20 protein-coding genes are annotated in these 25765 nt (G+C 43.8%); 14 read left to right on the forward strand and 6 right to left on the reverse strand.

Features of this window, described 5'->3' with window-relative positions; all coding sequences use genetic code 11:
- The first annotated feature begins 4 nt into the window (after positions 1-4).
- Both GKO22_RS14125 and GKO22_RS14130 read left to right on the forward strand, forming a co-directional pair.
- Positions 5-757 (forward strand): TrmH family RNA methyltransferase, encoded by a 753-nt coding sequence (locus GKO22_RS14125; protein WP_166336132.1) that lies wholly within the window; start codon positions 5-7, stop codon positions 755-757.
- Positions 758-829: 72 nt separating this feature from the next.
- Positions 830-2134, forward strand: coding sequence for an AI-2E family transporter (locus tag GKO22_RS14130; RefSeq protein WP_166336134.1), 1305 nt, complete (start codon positions 830-832; stop codon positions 2132-2134).
- A gap of 17 nt (positions 2135-2151) precedes the next feature.
- On the opposite strand, the gene GKO22_RS14135 is transcribed toward GKO22_RS14130, so the two are convergent.
- Both GKO22_RS14135 and GKO22_RS14140 read right to left on the reverse strand, forming a co-directional pair.
- Positions 2152-3336, reverse strand: coding sequence for a class I SAM-dependent rRNA methyltransferase (locus GKO22_RS14135; RefSeq protein WP_166336136.1), 1185 nt, complete (start codon positions 3334-3336; stop codon positions 2152-2154).
- A 66-nt stretch (positions 3337-3402) separates the two neighbouring features.
- Positions 3403-4104, reverse strand: coding sequence for a hypothetical protein (locus GKO22_RS14140; RefSeq protein ID WP_166336138.1), 702 nt, complete (start codon positions 4102-4104; stop codon positions 3403-3405).
- Between the two features lie 272 nt (positions 4105-4376).
- Here GKO22_RS14140 and GKO22_RS14145 point away from each other — a divergent pair, with 272 nt between their 5' ends.
- Positions 4377-5480, forward strand: a complete 1104-nt coding sequence (locus GKO22_RS14145) for a pyridoxal phosphate-dependent aminotransferase (protein WP_166336140.1) — start codon at positions 4377-4379, stop codon at positions 5478-5480.
- Between the two features lie 65 nt (positions 5481-5545).
- Here GKO22_RS14145 and GKO22_RS14150 read toward each other — a convergent pair whose 3' ends face one another.
- The 3 genes from GKO22_RS14150 to GKO22_RS14160 form a co-directional block, all read right to left on the reverse strand.
- Positions 5546-7045 (reverse strand): RagB/SusD family nutrient uptake outer membrane protein, encoded by a 1500-nt coding sequence (locus GKO22_RS14150; RefSeq protein WP_166336142.1) that lies wholly within the window; start codon positions 7043-7045, stop codon positions 5546-5548.
- An 18-nt stretch (positions 7046-7063) separates the two neighbouring features.
- On the reverse strand, positions 7064-10177 hold the full coding sequence (locus tag GKO22_RS14155; RefSeq protein WP_166336144.1) for a SusC/RagA family TonB-linked outer membrane protein: 3114 nt from the start codon (positions 10175-10177) through the stop codon (positions 7064-7066).
- 227 nt (positions 10178-10404) lie between these two features.
- Entirely contained in the window at positions 10405-12438 is a 2034-nt protein-coding gene (locus tag GKO22_RS14160; protein ID WP_166336146.1) for a glycoside hydrolase domain-containing protein, read from the reverse strand.
- A gap of 166 nt (positions 12439-12604) precedes the next feature.
- Here GKO22_RS14160 and GKO22_RS14165 point away from each other — a divergent pair, with 166 nt between their 5' ends.
- From GKO22_RS14165 to GKO22_RS14190, 6 genes are all read left to right on the forward strand, one after another.
- Positions 12605-13030 (forward strand): hypothetical protein, encoded by a 426-nt coding sequence (locus tag GKO22_RS14165; RefSeq protein ID WP_166336148.1) that lies wholly within the window; start codon positions 12605-12607, stop codon positions 13028-13030.
- A 72-nt stretch (positions 13031-13102) separates the two neighbouring features.
- A complete protein-coding gene (locus GKO22_RS14170; RefSeq protein ID WP_166336150.1) occupies positions 13103-13672 on the forward strand; it encodes a Crp/Fnr family transcriptional regulator in 570 nt (189 codons plus the stop codon).
- Between the two features lie 79 nt (positions 13673-13751).
- Positions 13752-14615 (forward strand): SDR family oxidoreductase, encoded by an 864-nt coding sequence (locus tag GKO22_RS14175; RefSeq protein WP_166336152.1) that lies wholly within the window; start codon positions 13752-13754, stop codon positions 14613-14615.
- 185 nt (positions 14616-14800) lie between these two features.
- Positions 14801-15877, forward strand: a complete 1077-nt coding sequence (locus tag GKO22_RS14180) for a S41 family peptidase (RefSeq protein WP_166336154.1) — start codon at positions 14801-14803, stop codon at positions 15875-15877.
- A 634-nt stretch (positions 15878-16511) separates the two neighbouring features.
- Entirely contained in the window at positions 16512-16682 is a 171-nt protein-coding gene (locus GKO22_RS14185; protein WP_166336156.1) for a hypothetical protein, read from the forward strand.
- 20 nt (positions 16683-16702) lie between these two features.
- A complete protein-coding gene (locus GKO22_RS14190) occupies positions 16703-18262 on the forward strand; it encodes a fimbrillin family protein (protein ID WP_166336158.1) in 1560 nt (519 codons plus the stop codon).
- A gap of 166 nt (positions 18263-18428) precedes the next feature.
- Here the strand turns inward: GKO22_RS14190 and dinB are convergent, their stop codons facing one another.
- On the reverse strand, positions 18429-19520 hold the full coding sequence (gene dinB / locus GKO22_RS14195) for a DNA polymerase IV (RefSeq protein WP_166336160.1): 1092 nt from the start codon (positions 19518-19520) through the stop codon (positions 18429-18431).
- Between the two features lie 120 nt (positions 19521-19640).
- On the opposite strand from dinB, the gene GKO22_RS14200 reads away from it, so the two are divergent.
- From GKO22_RS14200 to GKO22_RS14220, 5 genes are all read left to right on the forward strand, one after another.
- Complete coding sequence (locus GKO22_RS14200; protein WP_166336162.1) at positions 19641-20423, forward strand: N-formylglutamate amidohydrolase; 783 nt, start codon at positions 19641-19643, stop codon at positions 20421-20423.
- Positions 20407-22236, forward strand: a complete 1830-nt coding sequence (locus GKO22_RS14205) for a flavohemoglobin expression-modulating QEGLA motif protein (protein ID WP_166336164.1) — start codon at positions 20407-20409, stop codon at positions 22234-22236. Before GKO22_RS14200 ends, GKO22_RS14205 begins: the two co-directional genes overlap by 17 nt.
- Before the next feature lie 79 nt (positions 22237-22315).
- Positions 22316-23320, forward strand: a complete 1005-nt coding sequence (locus GKO22_RS14210) for an ATP-grasp domain-containing protein (protein WP_166336166.1) — start codon at positions 22316-22318, stop codon at positions 23318-23320.
- A 2-nt stretch (positions 23321-23322) separates the two neighbouring features.
- Complete coding sequence (locus GKO22_RS14215) at positions 23323-24267, forward strand: hypothetical protein (RefSeq protein ID WP_166336168.1); 945 nt, start codon at positions 23323-23325, stop codon at positions 24265-24267.
- A 38-nt stretch (positions 24268-24305) separates the two neighbouring features.
- Positions 24306-25751: a serine hydrolase gene (locus GKO22_RS14220; RefSeq protein ID WP_166336170.1), complete on the forward strand. Its 1446-nt coding sequence runs from the start codon at positions 24306-24308 to the stop codon at positions 25749-25751.
- Positions 25752-25765: the final 14 nt, after the last annotated feature.

The raw sequence follows: 25765 nt of genomic DNA on the forward strand, positions 1-25765 counted from the left end.
TGCCATGTTATCAAAATCGCTCATTCGTTTAATTACTTCGCTGCAACATAAAAAGTTTCGTAGACAACATGGTCTATTTTGTGTGGAAGGCATCAAATCTATTTTAGAATTTGTAGACTCTGCCTACGTGGTAGATACGATACTTGCGACACCATCTGCCGCTGCAAAATTGAACAAAATCCCTGAAAATATAAAGCTTGTATCTGTTAATGAGGAGGAATTAAAAAAAGTGAGCTTTTTGACCAACCCACAAGGGGCGCTGGCGCTGGTGAAAATCCCTTCGAGCAACGATATCACAATCACAGACCTACGGGGCAAACACAGCTTGGTGCTGGACGATGTGCAAGATCCTGGCAATTTAGGCACCATTGTGCGTACCGCAGAATGGTTTGGTTTCCAACAGGTGATCGCATCACTGGACACGGTAGATGTCTACAATCCAAAAGTGGTGCAAGCCACCATGGGATCTTTGGCTCGTATGCAGGTCATTTACACGGATATTGAGACTTTGATTCAAGATCAGGCGATACCATCTTATGGTGCGTTATTAGAAGGTGAATCTATTTATGAAACTGATTTTCAGCTAGAAGGGTTGATCATTTTGGGCAATGAAGGTAATGGGATTCGCCCGACCTTATTGCCACATATCACGCAAGCGGTAACCATTCCGTCTTTCGGCAAAGCCGAATCGCTCAATGTAGCGGTTGCAGCAACGGTTTTTTGTTCTGAAATTGCCCGTACGAAGCAAACATTATAATCAATCAGGGGTTATTGTAAGAATATATCGTGGGGAAATACACATCTACGCTAATAATACCTATTATCTAACATGGAAAACGAAAAAAAATCATTCCCCTATTCGGTGGGGTTAGCCAGTAGTTTGCTGGCTATGATCTTGATTATTGCTATTCTTTACTACACGAGCAGTGTCGTATTGCCATTATTGTTTTCGATATTGATTGCGATCATGCTCTATCCGCTAGCGCGGTTTTTTGAGCGCCTGCGGTTGGGGAAAGCTTTTTCTGCCATATTAGCAGTGATCGTTTCTATCGTGGTGATCTCCGGATTAGGTTGGTTCATCGTGTACGAAAGTATCGTGATTGGTCGAGATGCATCGGCTATTACCGGCAAAGTCATGTCTATGTTGGAGAATTGCGAAGCCTGGCTACAAGCCACTTTTGGTATTGAGCGCAATCAAGTCATGACGCAGTTGCGTGACCAGGGCGACAAAGCCATGGAAAACATGGGTGGCGTGCTTTCATCCACCTTTGGCTCAATCGGCAGTATGTTGGCAGCCACCGTTTTGGTACCACTATTTACTTTTTTCCTACTGTATTATCGGGTATTTTTCCGAGAGTTTTTCTTCAAAGCATTTCATTCTGTACCCAAGCAGAAAGTGCACGATACGCTTGATCGCATTTACGACGTCGTGCAAAGTTACCTCCTAGGCTTGATCACCGTGATGGGAATCGTAGCCGTCTTAAACACGATCGGTTTAATGATTTTGGGTATTGATTACGCTTGGTTCTTTGGCACGTTAGCATCGCTATTGATGCTACTACCTTATATCGGCATCGCGATCGGCTCCATTCTTCCTGCTCTATTCGCCTTGGCGGTGAAAGATAGTGCGTGGTACGCCGTGGGCGTTGTCGCTTGGTTTCAAGTCGTGCAGTTTTTAGAAGGCAATATTATCACACCGAATATTGTGGGAAGCAAAGTGAGTATCAATCCACTTATGGCCATTATTGCCATTTTATTGGGTGGTATGGTTTTCGGATTGGCGGGTTTGATTTTGGCGTTGCCGATGGTAGCCACCATCAAAGTGATCTTCGATGCTATTCCGTCGATGGAAGCGTATGGCTTTTTAATTGGTGAACCAGATAAATCCCATTTACAGCGCAATTCTACCCAGCAGCTGCTGATGAAATGGGGCATCGTGCGTCGACCTGTTGTCAAAAAAGATAAAGTCGTGATTGAAACTGAAGTAGCCGAAGTAGAAATCGATGGGCGTAAAGAAATCACGGAGCAATCACAGGTAAAAACCACAGAAGTTGACCGCGAAGTGGTTGATCCTAAACAAGAGTTACCGAAAGAGGACGATCTGGAAACCGATTCTGATTCGAGCAAGCCATAAAAAAATCAGGGTGGTCACTAGACCACCCTTACTAATAATCCTTTCAAGTATTCTCCTTCGGAGAATGATGCCCGAACGGGGTGATCTTCCGGTTGGTGAAACTGATGAATAAACTGAATTTCTTTACCAGCATCCAAGGCTGCCCAAGCAATAACTTGCTTAAAGGTTTCGATATCCATGGCACCAGAGCAAGAATACGTCGCCAACAATCCGCCGCTTTCCAACAATAACAAACCGCGTCTATTCAGATCCTTATAAGCTCTAGATGCTTTTTCTAACGTAGATCGAGATGGCGCATATTTGGGTGGATCGAGTACAATCACATCAAACTTTTGGCCTTCTTCTCCCAATTGACGCAGGTATTTGTTTACATCAGATTGTACGGGCGTATTACGTGAGGCGTCGAAACCGTTCAATCGCACATTATCTTTTAAGGTGGAGATGGCCAAAGCCGAACTATCTACCGAGGTCACATGTGACGCGCCAGCCTGCAAGGCATTTAAGGTAAATCCGCCAGAGTAAGAGAAGCAATCCAACACCGATTTGCCCTCCACAAACTGAGAAACTATTCGCCTATTGTCTCGCTGATCGCAATAAAACCCCGATTTCTGTCCTTCAACAATATTGATATGGTAACGAATACCATTCTCTACCACTTCCACGTATTCTGGTGGTGTTTCACCGTAGCGTACGCCATTGTCGTCAGCCAATTGTTCGTATTCTCTAGATTTAATATCACTACGTTCGTAGATCCCTTTTGGTGCTAGCAATTGGACCAATTCGGCTACGATCAGATGCTTAATTTGATCCACGCCAGCGGCATGCACTTGTATGGAGATAAAATCACCATAGAGATCGGCAATCAATCCCGGCACAAAGTCTGCTTCGGCAAATATTAAGCGGCAAGTGGTATTTTGGTCATTCAACAAGTGGCGACGTGCTTCCACGGCTTTTCGCACGCGATCGCGCCACCAATCTGCATCGGGCGTGCGCTCTGGATGCCATTCTAATAATCGCACGGCAACGCGAGAAGCCGAATTGAAGATGCCGTAGGCGATAAATTCGCGCTCAACATTGAACACAGAAACCAGATCGCCCGACTTTAAATCGCTATCTTTTTGTGAGATCGCTCCCGAGAAAATCCATGGATGTAGCTGCCATGCAGCCTTATCTTTTGTCTTGTGAAGAATAATTTTTTTCATACCTACCGCAGCCTGCCTTGCTAAGCGCAAAGCCTTTATTTAGTCGGCAAAGGTAGGATATCTTTTTTAAACCTCATCGCAATCTACGGTGACGACACGCACAAAGAGTTCATAAAACTTTTCGGTGAGGCTACCATCATTATCATAATGATAGATCAGATCATTCACCTGATTCCACCAACCATATGTTAGTACATAGTCAAAAGCGATTTCGTACCGTTGATCGAGCTTTATATTGGCTTCGTATTTTTTCCACAATGCGTCTGGATACGCATTGCGTTTCATTTGCTCCTTCACTAACAAACCGTATTCTTCTAACAGTTCGTCTCCTCCTGCAACCAAGGCATTCACATATTGTTTTACCTGCTTATTTTCCCCAAATGCACCTTTGAGTACTTCTGGATTATCTACTGCTTGAACCCGTACTTTCTGGATCGCATACGATTCTTCGATATAACGCAGCATCGAATCGCGAGCCAAAATAAATTCCGGTGTTTGTACAATTTTCAAGCTGGAAAATTGATTTTTCATGGCCGTGTAGCTATTTTCTAACTCCGTCAAATCATCTCCATCAAAATACAACGTGGCGCGCGTCAAGAAATAGGTATCGTTTAGCACCGTGTCATTGTACCGATCGGCATCGTAATACCCTTTGTACGTACACAGATCATCACTAAAGTCCAGCACAGCTAACTTTTTCTGCGCCCATACTGGTGTACTACACAATGCTGTGAACAGCAGGACTACACTAAACCATCCATTTTTCATCGCCCATCCATATTTACATCAAAAATACATCTTTTTCCACACAATGTTACCTTCGTTCGGCTAGCTATCAGCCCTAATGCTAAAATATAAACGATCCTATGTCTCAAAATAGGATTATTCACCTTATAAGCTCAAATAATCTCCAGTGAAATAAAATATTTTTCCATATTTTTAATACATTCGTAATACCATGTTTGAAACCAATCCCAGTGTTTTTGATCACAAAACGCAGACAAGCATACTTAACCTACTAACTTATAATTAATACGATTATGAATAGGCGACAACTAATCAAACAGGCAGGATTTGCAGCAGCAGCTTTTGCGATGAGCCGCGATTTATTTGCGAGAACCAACAGCACGCACATCTCAGCACCTTCTCTCCACAACATCATCTATCTTGGGTCTAATGAAAATCCGTACGGACCATCAAAATCAGCGCAGCAAGCTATGATGAACGCACTGCTCACGACCAATCGATATCAGTGGGTCGAAAGTAGTAAATTGGTAAAAGCCATTGCGCAAAAACATGCCGTAACGGATAAAAATGTGCTTCTCGGCGCTGGTTCCTCCGAGTTATTGGGGCTCACGACGCAATTGGCATCATTGAACAATAACACGCTCATTGCTCCTGATCCTACTTTTCGGATTTGGACAAATGCCGTTGCACATATGGGTATGAAGATCAAATGGATTCCGCTAACTGCTACGAAAGACACTGATCTCGCTGCGATGCAAGCAGCGATTAACTCTGATACGGGTATGATTTACTTGTGTAACCCAAATAACCCGACCGGCATACCAATTCCAGATCAAGATTTACGAGATTTTATTAAAGCAGTACCACATCACATTATCATTTTGATGGATGAGGCCTACACGGAGTTTGAGGACACGACGAGTACCGTAGATATGACGCAGGAATTTCCAAATTTGGTCGTCGCGAAAACCTTCTCTAAAATCTACGGCCTCGCTGGCGCGCGGGTGGGTTATCTGCTCGGCAACGAAAAGATAATTACACAACTCGGCAATTTGCAGCCGTGGCAAAATGCAGGCGCCAGTGCGGTGAGCGTGGCAGCAGCCCTCGCTACGATACAAGATCAGGATTTTGTAACGCATTGTAGAACGGAGAATGCCAAAAGCAGAGGCATCTTTCAAAAGGGTCTAGCAGATCTTGGGCTCACGCATACCCCATCGGTGACCAGTTTTGCGTACTTCGATACGGCCAACTATCCCGGCGGTTTTGCGGAAACACTGGAGAAAAATAATATAACTGGAGTACGAAGTTTTGAAGAAAACAGTGCTTGGAAGCGCTTAAGTATCGGTACCGCCGAAGAAATGGAACAGGTAATACGCGTACTAAAAGCAGGTGGTTAACCCAACAAAAAAGGTTTCATCAGATCTGATGAAACCTTTTTTACAAACTGCTATGCAATAATCAATTACAAATTCGGGTTTTGCTGTTGCTCTACCAATGGTATAGCAAAGATGTAATAACGACTATTTGCTTCGAATGCATTGCCATCTGGGAATCGTACCACGCGGTGTCCTTGCCCATTCACCTGTTTTTGTTCGCCGGAAGGCGTGGTGATCGTCACCTTGATCGGACTTCCTGCATCATCCAAGAAAGATTTACGCACGACCGATTTCTGGTTGCGGATAATATCTGACAAGCCAAATCCTTCGCCCCACAGCTCTTTTCGTCTTTCCAACAAAATAGCTTCTACTAAATCGCCTTCTTGGGCGGTGTATAGCGTAGCATTTCTAGCTTCACGTAAGGTATTCAGCGTATTCACGGCTTCCGCTTGTTGACCTGCACGCGCGTAACCTTCTGCCTGTATCAACCACATTTCCGACGAGCGCATGTACACGATATCGCCAATCAGATTTTGCTTAAACTTAAACTTCTTGTATCTCAAAAAGCCTTCGCGGCCTGGCAATCCGTCCCACTCAAATAAAGCCGTACGCACATCTTGTGGTGCAAAATGATTTTTGAAAAAAGGATCGGCCATGAAACTAAAGTAAAACGATCCCGACGAAGAAACATCTAAATAATGAAACGTATAACTCGCTGTGCTTTGATCGGTTGTTTGCAAATGTCCCCAGATCCATTCCGGATTTTGTGCATCGTTGAAACCAGCATAATACGCTTCCGCATTCATCAACGGGAATCCTTCCGCTGCATTCGCGGCAGCCGAAGCAGCCAATTCCCATTGTCCCATATTTAGATACGCACGCGCCAACAAGCCATTAGCTACATGAGCATCCACGCGATATTTTTGCGCACTTGGACGATTATATCCTTCCAATTTCGTGATTGCATCCGTCAAATCTGCCGTAATCAAGGCATAAACCTCTTCCAAACTGGCTTTTGGCTTGCCTTGCGTACCGGTTGTACTTGGCTCGGTATAGATTGGCACGGTCAACGCATTCTTGTCTTTCAAGTAACTAAACTGGTAATACGACGCAAAGTTTAGGTAAGCAAAAGCCCGCAATGTTTTGGCTTGACCGATCAACAGATCCTTATCTTCTTGCGTGCCTTCCGCTTGCTCAGTTTTAGCGATTACATTGTTCGTATTATCGATCACTTTATATAGCAAAGTCCAAAAGGCATTCACCCGATTCGTCGATCTATCAAATAACTCGGTAAAGGCATAAGGATCCCGATAACCATATTTTGTGGTCACCGCCACATCATTGGCCATCGCATCACTCGTACGCATAAACGCAGAATAACCCGGATTAGCAAAGGTGAAATACGTATCATTCAGGTAACGCCACGTTCCGTTGATCACCGTTTGGATATTGCTCGTATTCTTATAAATCTCCGTATCGGTTACCGCATCGGTCGGCATGGTATCCAACTGATCTTTACAGCCCGACAGCGCCAAGACAAAGATCGAGAGCAGGTATATTTTATATTTTTTTGCGAATAAATTCATGGTCATTTTTTAAAAGTCTTACAATGCGATTTGTACTCCTCCGGAGAATGTCTTAATAGCCGGATAACGGAAATAGGTCGCGCCCTCTAAGGTTTGCTCCGGATCCATTCCTTTGTGTTTGTACAAGGTGAATAGATTTTCTCCCTGAATAAACACGCGTAGTCGGCCAATGCCGATACGGCTCATCGTCGCTTCTGAGAAGGTATAACCTACGCTCAAGTTTTTAAGACGAGCAAAGCTGCCGTCATACAAAAAGCGCGTCGATGCCGAAGTCCAGTTTAAGTTATCTGTCGTCAAGCGTGGTACATCCGTGTCACGGTTCTCTGGCGTCCAACGATTCAGCATCTCGGCGCTCCACGCACGCCCTGGATTATTTCCATTGTGTAGCAACTGGATATAATCATTATCCAAGATCTGGCCACCCAAACTGAAACTCAATAAAGCGTTTAAGTCGAAGTTTTTGTAGGTGATGTTGTTCGTGATACCACCTACCAAAGTTGGTAATGAGCTACCTTGGATGAAGCGACCTGCATCACCATACACAGAGGTAGTTTCTTCAGTTTGTGTACCATTAGCGTCTGCTTTGTACCACAATGGTGATCCGTTCTCCGGATTGACACCAGCCCAAGTTGGTAGGTAGAAATCGTAAATCGATCCGCCTATGCGTAGCATCTTGTTACCACGAGGTATATCGTTTTCTGTTGGCAATTCGGTAATGCGGTTCTTAAAGTGTGAGAAGTTTAGATCCAAGTTCCAACGAAAGTTTTCATTACGTACAGGAATAGTACGAATATCTACGTCGATACCTGTATTACGCATGGTTCCAATATTGGCATCATATCCAGTATACCCTGTAGATAAAGCCATCGGCATGGTGAACAATAAATCTTTACTTTGGCGATTGAAATACTCTACCGACAAGGCAATGCGGTTTTTCAAAATCGCCACATCGACTCCAGTATTGAAATTTAAGTTGGTTTCCCATTTCAATTCTGGCGTTGCCAAACGATTGGTCACCGTACCGCCCTCACCCAAGCTGTTGAGAATAGAATATAAGCCTTGGTACGCGTAGTAAACTCCTAGATTATCATTCCCTTGACCACCGTAACTCGCTCTCCAAGTCAATTGATCTAACCAATTTTGGTCTTGTAAGAATGACTCATTAGAGATCTTCCAAGCAGCACCTAACGACCAAAATGTACCCCAGCGCGTATCAGCCGCAAAGCGAGACGAGCCGTCTGTACGGATAGATCCCGACACCAAATAGCGGTTGTCATAACCGTATTCAGCACGACCCAAGAAACTCAATAAGCGATAATCTTGACTCAAGCCAGTGAATGAATTCAGCTGCGATGCCGCTACCGGCTCATCCAAGCCTGGCAATACAAAACGTTGGCGACTACCACTCATATTCGTAGTTTGGAAGCTGTAAAATTCCTGACCTCCCAATACATTCAGGTGATGCAAACCAAATTGCTTATCATACGTCAAGATATTGTTCCATGTCTGTCCGACGGTACGTACATTACTTTTGTTTACAGATCCTAAATACTCTACTCCTCTTCCGACAGAAGGATTCACATAAAAGTGATCGTTTCTATTGATGTAATCTACACTGTACGTAGAGCGGAATTTTAGGTTATCACTGAACACCGCTTCTAAATACGTTCTTACAGAAGCATTCTCACGTTGAATATCGTTTTTGTCTAGCGGTAAAGAAGCGGCCAAATTCGAGCGGGGAATAGCGGCACTCGGGCGATATTCTCCAAAATCCCAAATACGGTTGCCTGCGGCATCTAAGCGGTAGCTACCATCTGCCTCACGCTCAAAATAAGGATAGAAACCTGGCGTAAGTCGCGTGAAGTTGATGATGTTTGCAGTGTTGCTATCTTCCGATTGTGGAAACTGTTGCAAAGCACTGCTGGCTGCCACGTTGAAACCGGCATTTAACCATTCGCGTGCTTTCGCATCAATATTGGCACGTACATTATACCGTTTGAATCCAGATCCAATCGCGATCCCTTGATCGTCCAGATAACCACCAGAGATAAAGTAACTGTGTTTTTCGCCACCGCCACTAATGCTCAAATCGGCTTGCGTGCGTTGACCTGTGCGCTGCAACACGTCGGTCCAGCTATCATCCCACAACGCTTGCGCACCGGGTACCAAACGACCATCCAATCCTACCGGTTGCGGAAAACTCGATCCATAAGGATTAATCCCCAAATCTGTCACGACAGCAGCACTGGCATTACGCGCAGCGACATCTGCCGCCAAACCATTGGATAAGTTTTTATTGCGCAACGCTTCCCAGTACAACTGGAAATAATCGTCGGTAGATAGTTGCTGATAATCTTGGATGGCGCGGTTAGACACACCTTTGGTCACGTTCAAGTTGATCGCCGCACGATCGCTAGCGCGACCTTTTTTGGTGGTCACGATAATCACACCGTTGGCACCACGTGAGCCGTATAAAGCGCTAGAGGCAGCATCTTTCAACACGCTGATGGACTCAATATCATTGGGATTGATCGCGTTGATATCTCCTGCGTACGGGTTTCCATCCACCACATAAAGCGGATTGCTCGACGCATTGATCGAACCGATACCGCGAATACGTACGGTGGCATCAGTTCCGGGTTGTCCGGAAGCTGCGACGGCTTGTAAGCCGGGAACTTGACCTTCCAAACCTTTAGAAAGGTTAGAAATTTGTCTGTTTTCTAATTGCTTGCCATTGATTGTACCGACCGAACCAGTGATATTCTCGCGTCGCGATGTACCATAAGCCACGACCACGACTTCACCCAAATCGCGACTGGCAGCTTCTAAAGCCACATCCAATCGACCAGCGGTAGCCGGGCGTTGCACGGTTCCGTAGCCCACGTAAGAGAATTCCAAACGAGCATCGGCTTGCTTGACTTCGATACGATAGCGGCCATCTTCTTGCGAAGAAACACCAAATTGTTGCCCAACAACACGTACGCTCACGCCAGCAATCGGTTGGCCGGTAAGCGATTCAGTAATCAGCCCTTCTACCACGCGTTGCTGCGCAGAAACCTGATGCGCCGGCAATATTACGAACGCCAGCAAGAGGCTGAAAATAAGGGGAATAGTAGTAATTTTTCTTTGCATATAAAACAAAAATTTAAATGTAGATGCTAGACGAAAGGACAGAAACCAACTCTCTCAGATTAGATAAATGCCTCGCATCAGTAGATGTATTATTACGAATAGTAGTAATTTGCGAGCAAATATAATATATAATCTATGTAAATGGTAGTCTTTTTAGTGTCATAAAGACACTATCCCCTCGAAATCAGCTCATTAAATTTTTGCAATACGAATACTATTCAGATTCGCTATTCATGCGAATCTGAATAGGTGGCAATCCAAGGTTGATCTATACCGTATTTTGTGGGTTCTTTCGAAGTTTTGATTTCCAAGGTTCCACCCTTGGCGATTTCTTTTCTACTGATCCACAGGCGTCCTAAGTCTTTTCCATTCAACAAGATCTGCTGAATGTAACGATCAGTAGCTCCCCCAGTTCGCTTAATATGAAAGGGTTTTCCATTATTCTCCAAACGAATGGTTTCGAAAAATGGAACAGAAAGGTAATAGATCGGCTCGCCGATCAGCGGCTGATGCAGACCAATGGCTGAAAGCACCCACCAGCCCGACATGGCACCCGCATCATCATCCATCGTACGCACAAATGCTTTTGGTTCATTCTTGTAAATCCGATCAATATGCGCGCCTATACCGCGACTATTATCATTGAAATAATATTGCACCACCGTATCTAATGCTAAGCGGTGCACCCATTCTTGGTAGCGCCACGGCGTTGTCGTTGCATTGTACAAGGTAAATGACTGCAAATCGGGCTCATTCGCCCTATTGAAATAATAGTTGTCGTAGAAATCATCCAATTGTTCGGTAAATTCCTGTTGGCCACCGGCCAAATCCACCAGTCCTTGCACATCAAAAGGCACATTCCAACGGTATTGGCGGATCGTTCCTTGATACATATTGCGGGCAGACATACGATCCACATCACGTTTAGACAAATCTTTGAATTCTTTGTCCCAGACGGCTTTATAGCTCTGCGCGCGCTGTTTGTATACTGGATCCTTGCCTTCAAACAGTTGGTCCATGGCCCACATATCATACGCTGCTTCGAGGGCTTTATCTGGTTTGGCAAAATCGAATCGTGCAGTATCACGAATCAACGAATCTCGAATAGCCTTTAAGTGAGCATCATATCCTTTGCGTTGGGCATCGAGCAATACAACCGCAGCATGCTCCGTACGCACGGAATTGGCTGGTTCGAATGGCCCTGCAAAATCATGCTTGCCATAACGATACAAGTCAGATAATGAGGAGGCCACCTGCTGGTAAAATGCAGGATACGCCAATTCTAACAAAGGCAATTGCGTTTTGTAATTATCCCAAACTGCCCAGCCATGTAGGCGCGGTGTTTTGCTTTGACGGATCTGACCATCTGTTGCACGATACCTGCCATCTATTTCGCTTATGCGATAAGGTGATTGTATAGCACGATAAAATAGGGAGTAGAATAATTTTGTAAGTTCTGGATCGCCCTGTACTTGGATCGCCCCCAACCACTGATTCCAATCTTGTTGTGTTGCCTTTTTTAAATCCCCATAGGAAGTTGGCATATTCCGTTCCAAACGTGCTAAAGCGGATAGGCTGTCGACTGCGGAAAATGCAATGTTTAATGCTGCTTCTTTCGTGTCTTCTGGCAGCGTAATCCAAACCTTATTGCCTTCGATGCGCCAATCCGCTGCCAAAGTAACTTCTATAGCATAATAAATCGTGTAAGTACCTACGTGGCAGGTAGTTTTGGCGCGCACTGCTCCTACCAGTCGATCTCCCTGTTTTTCGAAATGATTATCGACAAATGCATTGTTAAAGGTATGCGATAGATCGATGTAAAAACCCTTTGCTCCGGCAGGAAAGCGAAAGACTTCTCGACCATAATCCTGAAAAGAAACGATCTGTGCAGAGATACCTTCCTTTGTCCCAACTTCGTAAAAACCAGGCCCAGCATTTTCTGCATTCTTATGCAAGACTGGGATCTGCTCACCAGAACCTAAATACGGCTGAATCAACAATACGCCGCCTGCACCTTGGCAACCTACGCCTTCCATGCGATTATGGGTAAAACCGCGGATTTCCTTGGCCAAAAATTCATAACCGGTATGTGTCGTCGGATTGGTGAGTGGTACAATGCTGAGTTGATGAAAGGCAGACGATGCCGCCGGGGATAATTGACCATGATCGCCAGATGATCCTAGAAAAACATTGACTTGCTCGACTTGAGCAAATACGGCATGAGCTGCTATGGATAGGTACAGCAAGAATATTTTTTTCATAAATAGCTTGTCAGAAAGTATATCTACAAAGATATAAAACGCCTATTAAGTACATGTTAATGAAACCTAAATGCGGACTATCTCCGACAAGAAATAGAGCTCCTTATCACTTTTCTCAACCTAAATAATTTTCCTATATTACACCTGAAAAACTAAACCAACACCTATGTTCGAACCATTTACATTCGTATCGTCGCTAATTGTCTTCATTTTTTTCATCATACTATGCTATAACGTCTCAACTATTAAAAAGGAATTGGTCAATCAAACCAAGTTGCAAAGTGCCATTCTCCGGAAATTGGAGTCGTGGAATGACCCAAAATCTGTACAGAGTGCCGCCGAAAGCCTACCTTTTTACTTATTCATTTACGACTCCAAAGACCGTAAGTTTTTACTTCGAAACATTAATACGAATGGCTATGAAACGCTGTCAGCGACGGCGCAGTATGCAACGCCCATGACATCCGAAAAGTCAATCGTTCAACTGGAAATCATCCGGCAAAGTGGCATTACCAACACGATGGAAAACGTAGAACTTACGTTAAAGTCAGTGGTTGATAATCATATCGATATAGCAGATTATATAGCCTAACAAAGTCACCATTTAGTATCAATATTTACCATTTGGTAAATGGAGTGTAGTCGATAAGCAGTATCTTTCACCATGCATAAGATGATTGATTTCATTCTACAATTTGGCATCTTGAATCAACAGCAGGTTGATTTGCTGTTAAGTAAGGCGCAGACTATAGAATTGAAAAAAGAGGATTATTTTTCAGAAGCTGGAAAGATTCCAAAATATTTAGGATTTGTGATTGAAGGCGTGTTGCGCTTTTGTTATTACAATAATAAAGGCGAAGAAATCACGAACTACTTTATCGACGAGGGCAACTTTGTGGTGGACAACCAGAAGTTTGAGAGTCAAATAGCCGCTTCTGATTATATTCAAGCAGTGACCGATTGTAAAATACTAGTTTTTAGCAAAAAGGACTGGGATGAGATCTCTAACACGATTATCGGTTTCCCTCTCATTCAGGCCAATATTGTGAAGAAATGTTTGACCACGGCGATGGATCGAAGAAGTCCTTTAATTTCCGAAGATGCTACTACACGGTACTTGTCCTTCATGGAATCGTTTCCCAGCCTTCTTAATAGAATACCCTTATCATATGTCGCTTCGTATCTAGGTATTACGCAACAATCGCTGAGTCGAATACGAAAAAACATCCGCTAGCATTGCTTTTTACCAAATGGTAAATGGCTTGCTCTCCTTGTTCCCAATCTTTGTATTACTCATTTAAAACAATAAAAAGATGGAAAAGAAAATAGTTTTGATCACAGGAACAAACAGCGGCTTCGGCTGGTTAATGGCGCATAGTGTGGCTGCCCTTGGGCATCATGTATATGCAGCGATGCGGGATACGAAAGGTAAAAATGCGGATAAAGCGGCGGCATTGTCCGCGGTAGAAAATGTAACTGTCTTGGATGTTTCCATCACAGATGAGCAGAGCGTAAAGGAGGCCGTTTCTACGATCTTGTCTACTGCAGGTCACATTGATATTCTGGTAAACAACGCTGGAACGGCCGTCCATGGTGTGACGGAAAGCTTCACATCGGAAGATCTTCAAGCCATGTTTGATGTCAATTTTTTTGCTCCTTGGCGATTTATAAAGCAGGTTTTGCCCGCTATGCGTAATCAGTCTGAGGGCTTAATCATCAATATTTCCAGTGGATTTGGTCGAATTTCCTTCCCCTTCACCTCCATGTACAGTGCTTCAAAATTTGCACTAGAAGGCATGAGTGAAGGTCTTCATTACGAACTTCGCCCATTGGGAATCGATGTGGCGATGATCGAGCCCGGTGCTTTCCCTACCGAAATGCAACAAAAAGACAACGTAGCTTCGGATACAGCTGTATACGCAGGTTATGGCGCCATTGAAGCAATTCCTTCGAAAATGAATGCTGCGATCGGCAGCCTGATGGAGAAGCACCAGCCGAATCCACAAGCTGTGGCAGATGCTGTTGTGCATTTGATAGGATTACAATCTGGAACAAGACCGTTGCGAACAGTCGTAGATCCGATCACTGGAAAGTTTATTGAAGCGGCAAATCAAGCTACTGCCGAAGAGTTTAAAAAAGGAATGACACTTTTTGGCCTCGGCGAATTGCTTTATTAGATTTTAGGTCTGTAAACAAGTCATTTATGAGGTCATAGCATAGCGTACTTGGTCAGTTAACTGACCAAGTACGCTATGCTATTGTAGAGTGGCTTACCGCATGCCAAATAATTTGATTATTATTGCTATTAAGCTATTGTTTATACCGCAATAGCTAATCATACCAATGACATTAATTTCTTAAAATGATCTTTTCTAAACGCACTACTATTTTGACCTTATTGCTTGCCCTGTTAGGAAGTATGCGAACAGTTTCAGCACAGCAGCGATCTCACCAAGAAATGATGTCAATATTCTTGGACATTGTCGAAAAGGAAGCCTACAAAAGCCCATCGATCAATTGGGATTCTATTCGCCCAATAGCATTGGCTCAGGCAGATACTATCCAATCGCAAGAAGACTTACGCGCATTGTTCAAAAAGATATTAAGACAACTCAAGGACTCACATTCGAGTATTCTCTATACGGAAGACGCTTCGGACACAGACGACAACGAAGTTTTAAGACAATATGCAACCGTTACCTATGAGCAAGCAGGATATCCATTCCCAGATGTAAGTGGCAGAATGATCGAAAATCGGTACGCCTATGTCAATGTGCCAGGTGTCGTCCTCGAGCATAAAAAATACATCCAACTTATGGGCGAGCAGATATCCATTCTCGATCAGCAAAATCCGAAAGCTTGGATTTTTGACGTATCTGACAACGATGGTGGTAGTATCTGGCCTATGCTGTGGCACCTTTATAATTTTATAGATCAGGAAAATATTTACTCATTCGTAGATCGTAATGGCCAAGAACAGTTTACGACGCGTGCGATGTGGGACGAAAACAATCTGGATGAGGAGGAGTTGCTGTTTTTTGATTTGGCTGGATTATCAGATAGCACCTTAAAGCCCATTGAGATAAAAAATAACGAGCTACCCATCTTCGTAATAACTAGCGAAAAGACAGCTAGCTCAGGTGAGTTTTTTGTAGCTGCACTGAAGGGACAGAAGAACGTGCGCGTAATTGGACAAACTACCAATGGATTAACCTCAGCCAATGAAGTATTCCCAATAAATAAACAGTATGTCATCAACCTGATGACTAGTGTGATCAAAGACCGGGAAGGAAAAGTGTATGCCATCGGCGAAGGCATTACACCAGATGTTGTTTTACCGCTGTCGTATGACGCCACTCCTGATCATATCAAAAAATCTGACGTACGCGACAATCGCATCAAAATTGCGCTACAACATATCCAAAAAATGCATCCATAATTGATTCCAAAATCACTTATTTCCCCGCACTAAAATTCTTAAAAAAACTACTAGCTTATGGGTGTTTTACACGATCATAAGCCCTGACTATGGCAAAAAAGCCCTATAAAAGCTAGCATAGCGAAATTTGATCAAGACTATGATTTTTAGCCATTTACTCCCGTAATCTAAATAATAAAAATTAAATTATCTCATTATCAAGATAAATTAAAAGGTAAATAACAGCCCTCCAACCTAAAATCAATCTTAAAATAGGAATAGTAGTTGCTCGAAACACCCCATACCGCTACAATTAAGCAAGATACACACATATTGTATAAAAAAAACATTCAAAAATAATTCTGCGACCGTAAAAATTAACGAAAACAAAATTCCTATAACAAAATACGTAGATAATTCGCTACATTTTTTTTTAAATGTAGCAGAATCTTAAGCGAAACTACCTAATTGTAATAGTTTTGCCCCCGATTAAAAAAACGTAAGACACCAGTTATTTTGGCGGGTAAATAATAAACAACTACTCCAGCCGTCAGAAGGCTAATTCGTTTTAACTGCTTGCGAAAAATAGTTTATCATATAGTACAATGTTTCTTTGAACATGTACTGTACAAACATCAACCTTGAAAAAACAATAATGAAATCAAAGTATGTAAGCCCCGTAATTGAGGTAGTATTGGTACAGATGGAAGATGATATTGTGAAATCTTCCGTATTGCCGACCAACAAAAATGGTATGATAGAGCAGGAATGGGAACAACTGGACACCGACTATAGAACCATCGATTTAGGAGATTCACAATGGTAACCCAAAAAAATTTTACAGCGATGACCAGCAGAAATCCTTTGGCAGGTGCAATTGCATTATTCGCATTGCTTACGATTGGCTCCTGTAGCAAAGAGTCGGGATCAGCAGTAAGTGGCGAAGCGAATATTACCATCGAATTATTAGGCTCTGAAATGGAATCTGAGGAGGTGAATAATTCGCGTGCAGCAACTAATACGAATGGCGAATTAGAGAAAGAGCAGACTAAGGTAATTAGCTTAGAGAATAATTTCCAATTGGTGGCTACCCTTACGCCGCGCGCAAATGCGGCCGCTACAGAAGTTAACGGCAAGGATCGCGAAGCTGCCTCTACTCAGAATAGAGCGGCAACTACGGTGAGAACACCACTAGGCACAGGCGTGAAATACCGCGTTTTAGCCTATTTAGGTGACAACTTTGTATCAAAAATGGATTACGAAGTGGGCAAGGCTCCCAACGGCTTTGACAAATTGAGCATTGGCTCGACCTACACTTTTATTGCCTATTCGGTAAACGGTACGGCCAACTTACCAGAAGTAACCAACGGCTCTAAATTATCTACGGCCACCTTCACCAGTAGCGAAGATCTGATGTATTTTAGAAGTACCTTAAAAATTTCTTCCGGCGACAACTATCTTGGTATTATTTTAAAGCATCAGTTTAGCCAAATTACCATGACCACCCGTCTTACAGACGATACGCGGGGAGATATTGTTTCATTGACAAATGTTCGATTTACCGGACGTGGAACCAGATCAGCTACACCACGTAAAAATGGTACGGTAAAGCTGAGCGACGGCGCACTTTCGTATAGTACAGACACCGCTTCAGTAGCCATTAACTACCCGAATCTAGGCGGCGGATTGCGAAGCGTAACAGCTAGTCCGACTTTATTGATCTCCCCGAAAATAACGACTACGGACGTGGTGATTGGTAATTTATTAATTAACGCCACCATCAATGGCAAGCAGGTTTCTACCGTACGCAACAACTTGGTTTTGGAAGACTTTCTAATCTCACCGTACCAAAAATATGACCTAGTACTTCAGATCAAAAACCCGTGTACAGAGCCTACAGGCGACGATACATTTGAATGGCGCAGTCAAAATGGCACGATGAAAACAAACACGTTGTATGCAAGCGGCGCAAACTATGGCTATACTTTCGATATCTATGAGTTAGATAACTCGTTCAATATGGAAATTAATGGTCAAAAACTTGCCACGAAGGAGATTCAGTTCGAATACACTACCGCCTCTAACCTGCCAAAGCGGAACGTCAAGTTTGCGGATGGAAGCATCTGGGGCCAAGGCAACGTATTTGAGATCTGGAACATCATAGGAAACAAAGATTATCCTTCTGTGAAATTAGTGATCAGCGCCAAAGGTGAAGTATCTCTCTTTGGACGAAAAAACAATACCGACAGAGCATTGTATCCAATCGTATTTTCAGACGATACCAAGTTTAACAAAATTAATTGGAATACCACTGGCCAGAATAAAGTGGTCATCACGCAATCCGTAATCAATATCACCGTAATGCACGGTCGAGGTTATGGGGTGAAAGTTATTCCTTGCCCATAAAGAGCATTTTCAAAGGACCAGATCTTCTATCAAATCTGGTCCTTTGAAAATTTTACTCCTTTTGTATGAATTAGGCACTTGGTAATCGACTATCAAGTGCCTTTTTTTGCTAACACTAACTATAGCCATTTTTACCAACCGGTTTCCAGTATTACTGACCAAAAACCTAAAACAGCCGCAATTGCCGCCCTTCTTTGGGAATGGATTCGGGTTCAGCAAAGTTGGACATCGTGACACCCAAAAGGCGTACTTTCAATCCCTCCACATCCACTTTGTCCATTAGTTCCTGCACGAGCTCGTACATCTCTGCAGCCCGATGGATCTCTTCAAATTGGGTTTTGCTGCGCGTAATTTGTGTGAAGTCCGAAAACTTAATTTTCACGGTTACCGTTTTACCCCTTTTGTCTTTAGCATCTAACCGTTTTTCGAGTTTTTCGCACAGGATTTTTATCTCTTGCATCATCTCTCCTTTATCGGAAATGTCTGCCGAGAAAGTATCTTCTATACCGATGGATTTCGAAATACGATTTGGACGCACGGGGCGCGTATCATTGCCGCGCACCATATGGTAAAAAAAGGTACCCGATTTACCAAAATGCCGATTGAGATCGGATTCCGAAAAACTTTTCAGGTCCGCCCCATTATGTATCCCCATACCTTTCATCTTTTGCGCCGTCACCTTCCCTACCCCAAAAAACTTGTCAATCGGCAAAGATTCTAAGAAAGGAATCACCTTAGATGGGCCAATAAAGGTCAGCCCGTCGGGCTTTTGAAAGTCAGAGGCAATCTTGGCAATAAATTTATTGACCGAAACACCCGCAGAAGCAGTTAGATTTAGTTCCCGCGTGATCGCTTCTTTGATGGCTTTGGCAATATCGATGGCAGAGCCAATGCCCGCCTTATCTTCAGTCACGTCCAAATACGCTTCATCCAGCGATAAAGGCTCGATGAGATCGGTATAGCGGCGAAATATCGCTCGGATATGATCCGAAACCTGCTTATACACCTCGAATCGAGGTTTGGTAAACAATAAGTGCGGACATAATTGCAATGCCTGTCTGGACGACATCGCCGAACGTACGCCAAATTTGCGCGCTTCGTAACTTGCAGTCGCTACTACGCCACGTCCATCGGGTGAACCACCAACCGCCAATGCTTTACCACGGAATTCGGGAAAATCACGCTGCTCGATAGACGCATAGAATGCGTCCATATCGATATGAACAATCTTACGTCGGTTTTCCGGAGCAGGTAACATAACTCCAAAATTACATGAAATAATCTAACCATCATCATCACCCAAAACCAAACTTTTTGCGCCTTCAGTAGTTAATAGAGCAGGTTAGCATCCTATGCAGCTCACTAAAAATAAATACAGATGGAATACATACACCTGATCGAAAAAACAAGCAGCCCATTCTGGGCTTTTGCCATACACGACGGGCATCAGATAGACGATGCGCTGCTACCTTTTTTGGTAGCAGATGAGGATACACGACTGCGCGAGGAAGATCCGCAGACAGGGACTTTGGCCGAGCTGCCTTTCAATCGATTTATATCTGCTACATCACGATTTCAACTAGATCTTAATCGGATTCGGAAAGATGCGGTTTACCTGCGGCCAGAGCAAGCTTGGGGCATCCATGTGTGGGATGAAGATTTGCCGACAGATTTGGTTAATACCTTATACGAGACGCACGACAAAATGTATGAGCAGATTGATGCGCTGATTCAAGACACCATACAACAATACGGCTATTTCGTGATTTATGATATTCACAGTTACAATGCCAAGCGCAACGATCAGTTTGAAGAAATTGACACGGAGAAAAATCCCGAAATAAACTTAGGAACAGCGCATAACCAGCCCAAATGGCGTTCATTAATAGAATCCTTTATCACGTCGGTACAGCAACAAAATGTGGGCTTACCCACAGTAGATATTCGGGAGAATATCAAATTCAACGGTGGCTACTTAGCTAAGTACATCACCGATCGGTACGGTGCTTATGGCTGCGTACTTTCTATCGAGTTTCGGAAAGATTTTATGGATGAGTGGACAGGGCAACTGTATCCTGAAAAGCTGCAAAGCTACAAACAGTTGTTATTGCACACGACCGATATGCTGCACGAATACTTTGCCAATGAAGAACGAAGCTAGTATTTTAGAAGGCATATTGCAGAATATTCACACGAAAACGCCTTTTCATGTGCAATTGCCTACGAAAAACAAATTGGTGTTCAACAAGATCGTACCGTACCTTTTCGTATACCGTATCGATCAGCAGGAAGACCCCATGTTGGCCGAATTAGTGAAAACCGAGTATTCGTATCTGGCCATTCATGACGCTGATTTTCCGGTGCAAAAATGGTTAGAGCCTATTGCTCAAAAATTGGTGGAAGAGTTTGGCGGCTGCTTAATTATAGAAGCCTGGGTGGCTCCTCGGACACAGCGAAACGATGTAGATCTGCTCATTACACGAAAAAACATCCAATCGGTTGCACAGTACTTGCTGAAACACATTCATGGGGAGCGCACGGCTTTATCCGCAGAAGTCATTACCAGCACGAAAGCAACAGGACCAGAGGATGCTTCGCCTTTGATCGATTTCAAAGAGAAGAAAAATAACCAGGTGCAATACATCGGCTTGCGTGTAAAAGACACTTATCTGCATGGCAAACACGAAATCCTGCCGATCTTAATGCGGCAATTTCGGGAAACCTTGTCCAAAAGTTTATCGAGTACGTTTTTTGAGTTTATCCGCATCCACACCACCGCGAAGCCTACCGAATTTAAGATTACGCATCAAAGCGAAATCTCCCCTTTGGTGTGGGAGATCGACCAACAACTGGCCAAAGAAAGTCAGCGCTTTGATTTCTTGTTACTAATCACGCCCGTCAACGCTCACGAAGCTTGGCTACAGTTCAAGAAGGATAATTTTCGCAAAGCGCCTGTTTTTCAATATCGGCCGATGCCGATCGATCCAGATATCATTAAGCGGAATTTGTACAATCTGCGGATAGAAGACTTGTACGACCCAACGATTGCCTACCTATTTCGCGACAAACGCAGAGAATTGGATGCGATGATGACCATGTTGAGCGAACGCGGCAAGGAAGGCTTTATGCTAGGCAGCTTACAGATTTTTGGCAACGTGGCCGAAAGCTTGCTGGATAAAGCCAAAGCCATCCTAACAATCACGGAGGAAGATACCGAAATACGAACCAACGCACAAGACATCATGCAAGCGAAGGAGTTTGCAGCGCTTGCGGAGCAGGAAATTGCGTATCTAAAAGCACAACATCCGGAGTTTAACACGACGGTACGCTTGCGCGACGACGTATCTGGAGTCATGGTTAATCAAGGCGTGCTCAATATCAGCAAGCAATACAGCTTACCACGCAACCGTGCGCAAGCGCTCATACAACATGAGGTAGGCACGCATATTGTCACGTATTTTAATGGCAAGCAGCAGCCATTTAACTTGTTTAAACTGGGTGTGCCGGGCTACGAAAAACTACAGGAAGGATTGGCCGTATTGTCCGAATACATGGTGGGCGAATTGACGAATGATCGTCTTCGCATTTTAGCTGGTCGAGTTGTGGCCGTGTATCACATGATTGCGGGTAATAAATTCGTCGACACGTTTTCTATGCTGGTCGAACGATACAATTTTAGTCACGAGACGGCTTTCCAAATGACGATGCGCGTGTATCGTAGCGGCGGACTGACCAAAGATGCCTTGTATCTACAAGGCTTGATCGAGCTGGTAAAGTACATCAAAGACGGGCATGATATTACCTTGCTGATGATGGGAAAGATCCGGAAGGAGTATATACCTATCATCCAAGAATTGATGCTCAAAGGAATTATAAAATCCCCTTCTTTGCATCCACGATACCTTGAAAAACCTTATTTGCATAAGCTAGATGCGCTCCGGAAAAGTACTGGAATATTTAAAATGATTCAATAAGTAACATAGTTTATCTCATTTCGTATCGTGTCAAACAGCTTCGACCGAAATGCCATTTATCTACTATTATAATTTCCATATGAAAATAGCATTTGTAATCAATCAGACTCACAAAGAAGAGGCTTATTACACTACGACTTCACTGGCATTGAAAGCGCTAGAGCGCGGACATGAAGTATTCTACATCGGGTTGGCCGATTTCTATTACGACCCAGAAATCGTCGTTGGCGCACATGCGCGGCAGGTATCGCCACACGAAAATATCGAAGCCGAATCAGATTTTATTCATCTGGTACGCGAAGCAGAAAAGACCCTAATTAATCTCAATCAGATTGATGTACTTTGGCTACGCTTTGATGCGGCCGACGAAATGATCGCGCGCCCGTGGGCTGCGGCGGCCGGCTTGCAGTTTGCCGAATTGGCACAGCAACAAGGAGTTTTCGTGATCAACAATCCCGAAGCACTTACCCGCGCCAGCAACAAGTTGTATTTGGAAAATTTTGACGAAAGCATCCGCCCGAAAACCATCGTAACGCGTAACTACACGGATGTTCAAAATTTCTTCGACAAGAACAACGAGAAAATCATCCTAAAGCCATTGAAAGGTTCGGGTGGTAAGAATGTCTTCCTCATCAACAAAGAAAGCGCTCAAAACCTGAAGCAAACGGTAGAAGCCATCGCGCGTGATGGCTATATCATCGCACAAGAATATCTACCGGAAGCTAGCAAAGGCGATCTTAGGTTTTTCCTATTGGATGGTGAGCCGATCGAAATTGATGGTAAATATGCCGCCGTGCGACGCGTGCAACCCGAAAATGAAATACGTAGCAATGTGCATCAAGGCGCTACGATGCATGCTGCCGAAATCGATGAAGACACGCTTAAGGTCGTTAAACTTGTGGCCGACCAATTAGTCAAAGACGGGATGTATTTGGTAGGTTTGGATATCGTAGGCAGCAAGATTATGGAAATCAATGTGTTCAGCCCAGGCGCTTTGCAACAAGCATCTGAACTGACTGGCCAAGATTTTATTTCCGTCATTATCAAAGACATCGAGCATAAAATTCACGATCGTAAAAAGTAAGCATGAAAGAATGGAGACTGGTCATTGTATTGGCATGTAGTGTACTTATGATGGGAAGGAATGCCGATGCGCAAACCTTAATCATGAATGAAGCTACACCGCAACACCAAATGATTGCTGGTTCAAAGGTGAGCTTAGCCGCTGCCGAGGCATTTGAGCCTGCCACGAGTTTTATCGGTCTTCAAAATCTGGAAAATCAACGTACCATTATGGTACTCGAGATTGCCACACCTTACTCACAATATATTGCGCAAGCTATTCCCATGGTGATCAACAATGATAAATCGACCATGGTAGAGCATGCGCAATATATGATTAATGATCTGCCAGCTCGATTATATGTGGGCACACAGAAAGGAGATTCTGACACCGCACTTTTTCAACGTATTTTTCTGGTAATGGGCAATGATCACGAAACCATTGCCTTGAACTGCCATTATCCCTATGAAGAAGGTGCCGCGTTGGATAGTACGATTATGCAAACCATCTTATCGGTACGCTATCATCCCGATGTCGTGGTAGATCCGTTGAAAAACATGGGCTTTACCATCAGTACGTCAGGCACTTCGTTTCGTTTCAGCCGAAAAGCGGGCTCGGCTTTGCAGTATATGCAGGACGAGAAGAATAATTGGACGCCAGCGGCCTTTTTCATTGACCGGAAATCGTTACCCCACCAAGTGACCGACAAAACAGCATTTATCCTCCAGCAGGTGCAGGCTATTTTTGAGGTAGATTCGGTGTTATTCGCACGTCCTTTGACTTCAGGAGATTCGCCTGCCGAAGAAGTGATGGCCAATCTACGCAGCAAGCGAAGTGGAGAGATTACGCAAGCTTATTTTATTACCCGATTCGACACCAATAGAGCCTATTCTATGATCGGCTATAATGTCAGCGCTCGGGCTATGGAAGAGATGAAGACCATCTTTCGAAGCTTAGAAGTGCAGTAATATTACCGCAACAAAAATTCTTTCCCTAATTTTGGCATATGTATAAGATTTTTCTATTTCTGGGCTTTTTTCTATATGCGCAGTTTTCTTCTGCGCAGTCTGCGGACGAAAAGGTAAACCGCGCATTATATAATCAGATTGAGTATTTGTTTAATACGCAGCAGGCGGACTCCATCTATCAGTTAGCCAACACGACTTTCAAAGCGCAGATCTCTGAAGAGCAGTTAAGCACGATGTTGCAACAGCTGTACGCGCTGGGTAATATCAAGAATGCCGAAGTGGTGAAGTTTGAGCGTGGTATTGCTAGTTATCGATTGGATTTTGATACCGAGCGTCTTTTGTTGGTTCTAGGGGTAGATAGTACCAACCGTTACCATACGATCTCGTTTCTGCAGTATAAAGAAGATCCGAAAGTAGCAGCCGCCAAAGAAGCCGCGCTGGCCGATACGTCTGCGTCGGTGGAGACCATGGATCCATTTGAGTTTAAGCTGCAAAATATTGCCAAAAGCTACACGCAAAAAGCGAATGCGCGCTCCTTAGCGATTGGCATCATCCATCGGGGGAAAGTAATGAAATACTTTTATGGAGAAACGGAAAAAGGCAACAAAACCTTGCCAACGGAGGAAAGCATTTATGAAATCGCATCGGTAACCAAGACATTCACTGCAACGCTTTTAGCGGATTTAGTCGAGCGGCAAGTCATTAGTTTAGATGATAGCATCGTAAAATTCCTACCGGATTCAGTGGCAAAAAATCCCGCACTACAAAAGATCACTTTCCGCAGCTTGGCCAACCATACCTCAGGATTGCCACGTTTGGCAGACAACTGGAATACGGCCGGATCATTTGTAGAAGCAGAACCTTATGCGCACTATGATCGCAAAGCTCTTTTCACGTATTTGCGCCACGCCAAACTGGATCATGAGCCCGAAACGGAATACGCATATAGTAACTTAGGCTATGGTTTATTGGGCGAACTAATCGCTATTATCTCGAAAAAACCTTTTGACACCTATCTGAAAGAAACGCTTACTTCGCCGCTACACATGCGCACAACAGAATTAAAGGTGGATCCTAAAAACCCGAACGCGCTTAAGGTATATGAGGCTGGTGTAGCAGTACCGATGTGGAATTTTCAAGCTATGGCGGGCGCTGGAGCAATCAAATCTACCATTAATGATATGCTTCGCTACGCGATTACGCAGGTAGCCGCACCTGAAAATGCGATCCAACGCGCTATGGCAGCTACCAAATTATTTACTTTCTATATACCAGAAGACAATATGGATATCGGCTTAGCATGGCATACCGATTTGGTGGAAGATCAAAACCTATTCTGGCACAGTGGTGGCACGGCAGGAAGCAGCTCATATATGGCCATCATTCCCGACGAACGCTCTGCCGTGATTGTCTTATCCAACAGCAATGTATCGGTCGATGAAACTGCGCAAGCGATTATCCGGGAAGTAATCAGAAAGAAGTAACCCCTCATCACAAC

This window comes from Sphingobacterium chungjuense (assembly GCF_011316935.1).
Taxonomy (GTDB): domain Bacteria; phylum Bacteroidota; class Bacteroidia; order Sphingobacteriales; family Sphingobacteriaceae; genus Sphingobacterium; species Sphingobacterium chungjuense.

Coding starts and splice junctions, on each gene's coding strand:
- GKO22_RS14125 (WP_166336132.1), top strand. CDS start 5: ATGTTATCAAAATCGCTCATTCGTTTAATTACTTCGCTGCAACATAAA.
- GKO22_RS14130 (WP_166336134.1), top strand. CDS start 830: ATGGAAAACGAAAAAAAATCATTCCCCTATTCGGTGGGGTTAGCCAGT.
- GKO22_RS14135 (WP_166336136.1), bottom strand. CDS start 3,336: ATGAAAAAAATTATTCTTCACAAGACAAAAGATAAGGCTGCATGGCAG.
- GKO22_RS14140 (WP_166336138.1), bottom strand. CDS start 4,104: ATGAAAAATGGATGGTTTAGTGTAGTCCTGCTGTTCACAGCATTGTGT.
- GKO22_RS14145 (WP_166336140.1), top strand. CDS start 4,377: ATGAATAGGCGACAACTAATCAAACAGGCAGGATTTGCAGCAGCAGCT.
- GKO22_RS14150 (WP_166336142.1), bottom strand. CDS start 7,045: ATGAATTTATTCGCAAAAAAATATAAAATATACCTGCTCTCGATCTTT.
- GKO22_RS14155 (WP_166336144.1), bottom strand. CDS start 10,177: ATGCAAAGAAAAATTACTACTATTCCCCTTATTTTCAGCCTCTTGCTG.
- GKO22_RS14160 (WP_166336146.1), bottom strand. CDS start 12,438: ATGAAAAAAATATTCTTGCTGTACCTATCCATAGCAGCTCATGCCGTA.
- GKO22_RS14165 (WP_166336148.1), top strand. CDS start 12,605: ATGTTCGAACCATTTACATTCGTATCGTCGCTAATTGTCTTCATTTTT.
- GKO22_RS14170 (WP_166336150.1), top strand. CDS start 13,103: ATGCATAAGATGATTGATTTCATTCTACAATTTGGCATCTTGAATCAA.
- GKO22_RS14175 (WP_166336152.1), top strand. CDS start 13,752: ATGGAAAAGAAAATAGTTTTGATCACAGGAACAAACAGCGGCTTCGGC.
- GKO22_RS14180 (WP_166336154.1), top strand. CDS start 14,801: ATGATCTTTTCTAAACGCACTACTATTTTGACCTTATTGCTTGCCCTG.
- GKO22_RS14185 (WP_166336156.1), top strand. CDS start 16,512: ATGAAATCAAAGTATGTAAGCCCCGTAATTGAGGTAGTATTGGTACAG.
- GKO22_RS14190 (WP_166336158.1), top strand. CDS start 16,703: ATGACCAGCAGAAATCCTTTGGCAGGTGCAATTGCATTATTCGCATTG.
- dinB (WP_166336160.1), bottom strand. CDS start 19,520: ATGTTACCTGCTCCGGAAAACCGACGTAAGATTGTTCATATCGATATG.
- GKO22_RS14200 (WP_166336162.1), top strand. CDS start 19,641: ATGGAATACATACACCTGATCGAAAAAACAAGCAGCCCATTCTGGGCT.
- GKO22_RS14205 (WP_166336164.1), top strand. CDS start 20,407: ATGAAGAACGAAGCTAGTATTTTAGAAGGCATATTGCAGAATATTCAC.
- GKO22_RS14210 (WP_166336166.1), top strand. CDS start 22,316: ATGAAAATAGCATTTGTAATCAATCAGACTCACAAAGAAGAGGCTTAT.
- GKO22_RS14215 (WP_166336168.1), top strand. CDS start 23,323: ATGAAAGAATGGAGACTGGTCATTGTATTGGCATGTAGTGTACTTATG.
- GKO22_RS14220 (WP_166336170.1), top strand. CDS start 24,306: ATGTATAAGATTTTTCTATTTCTGGGCTTTTTTCTATATGCGCAGTTT.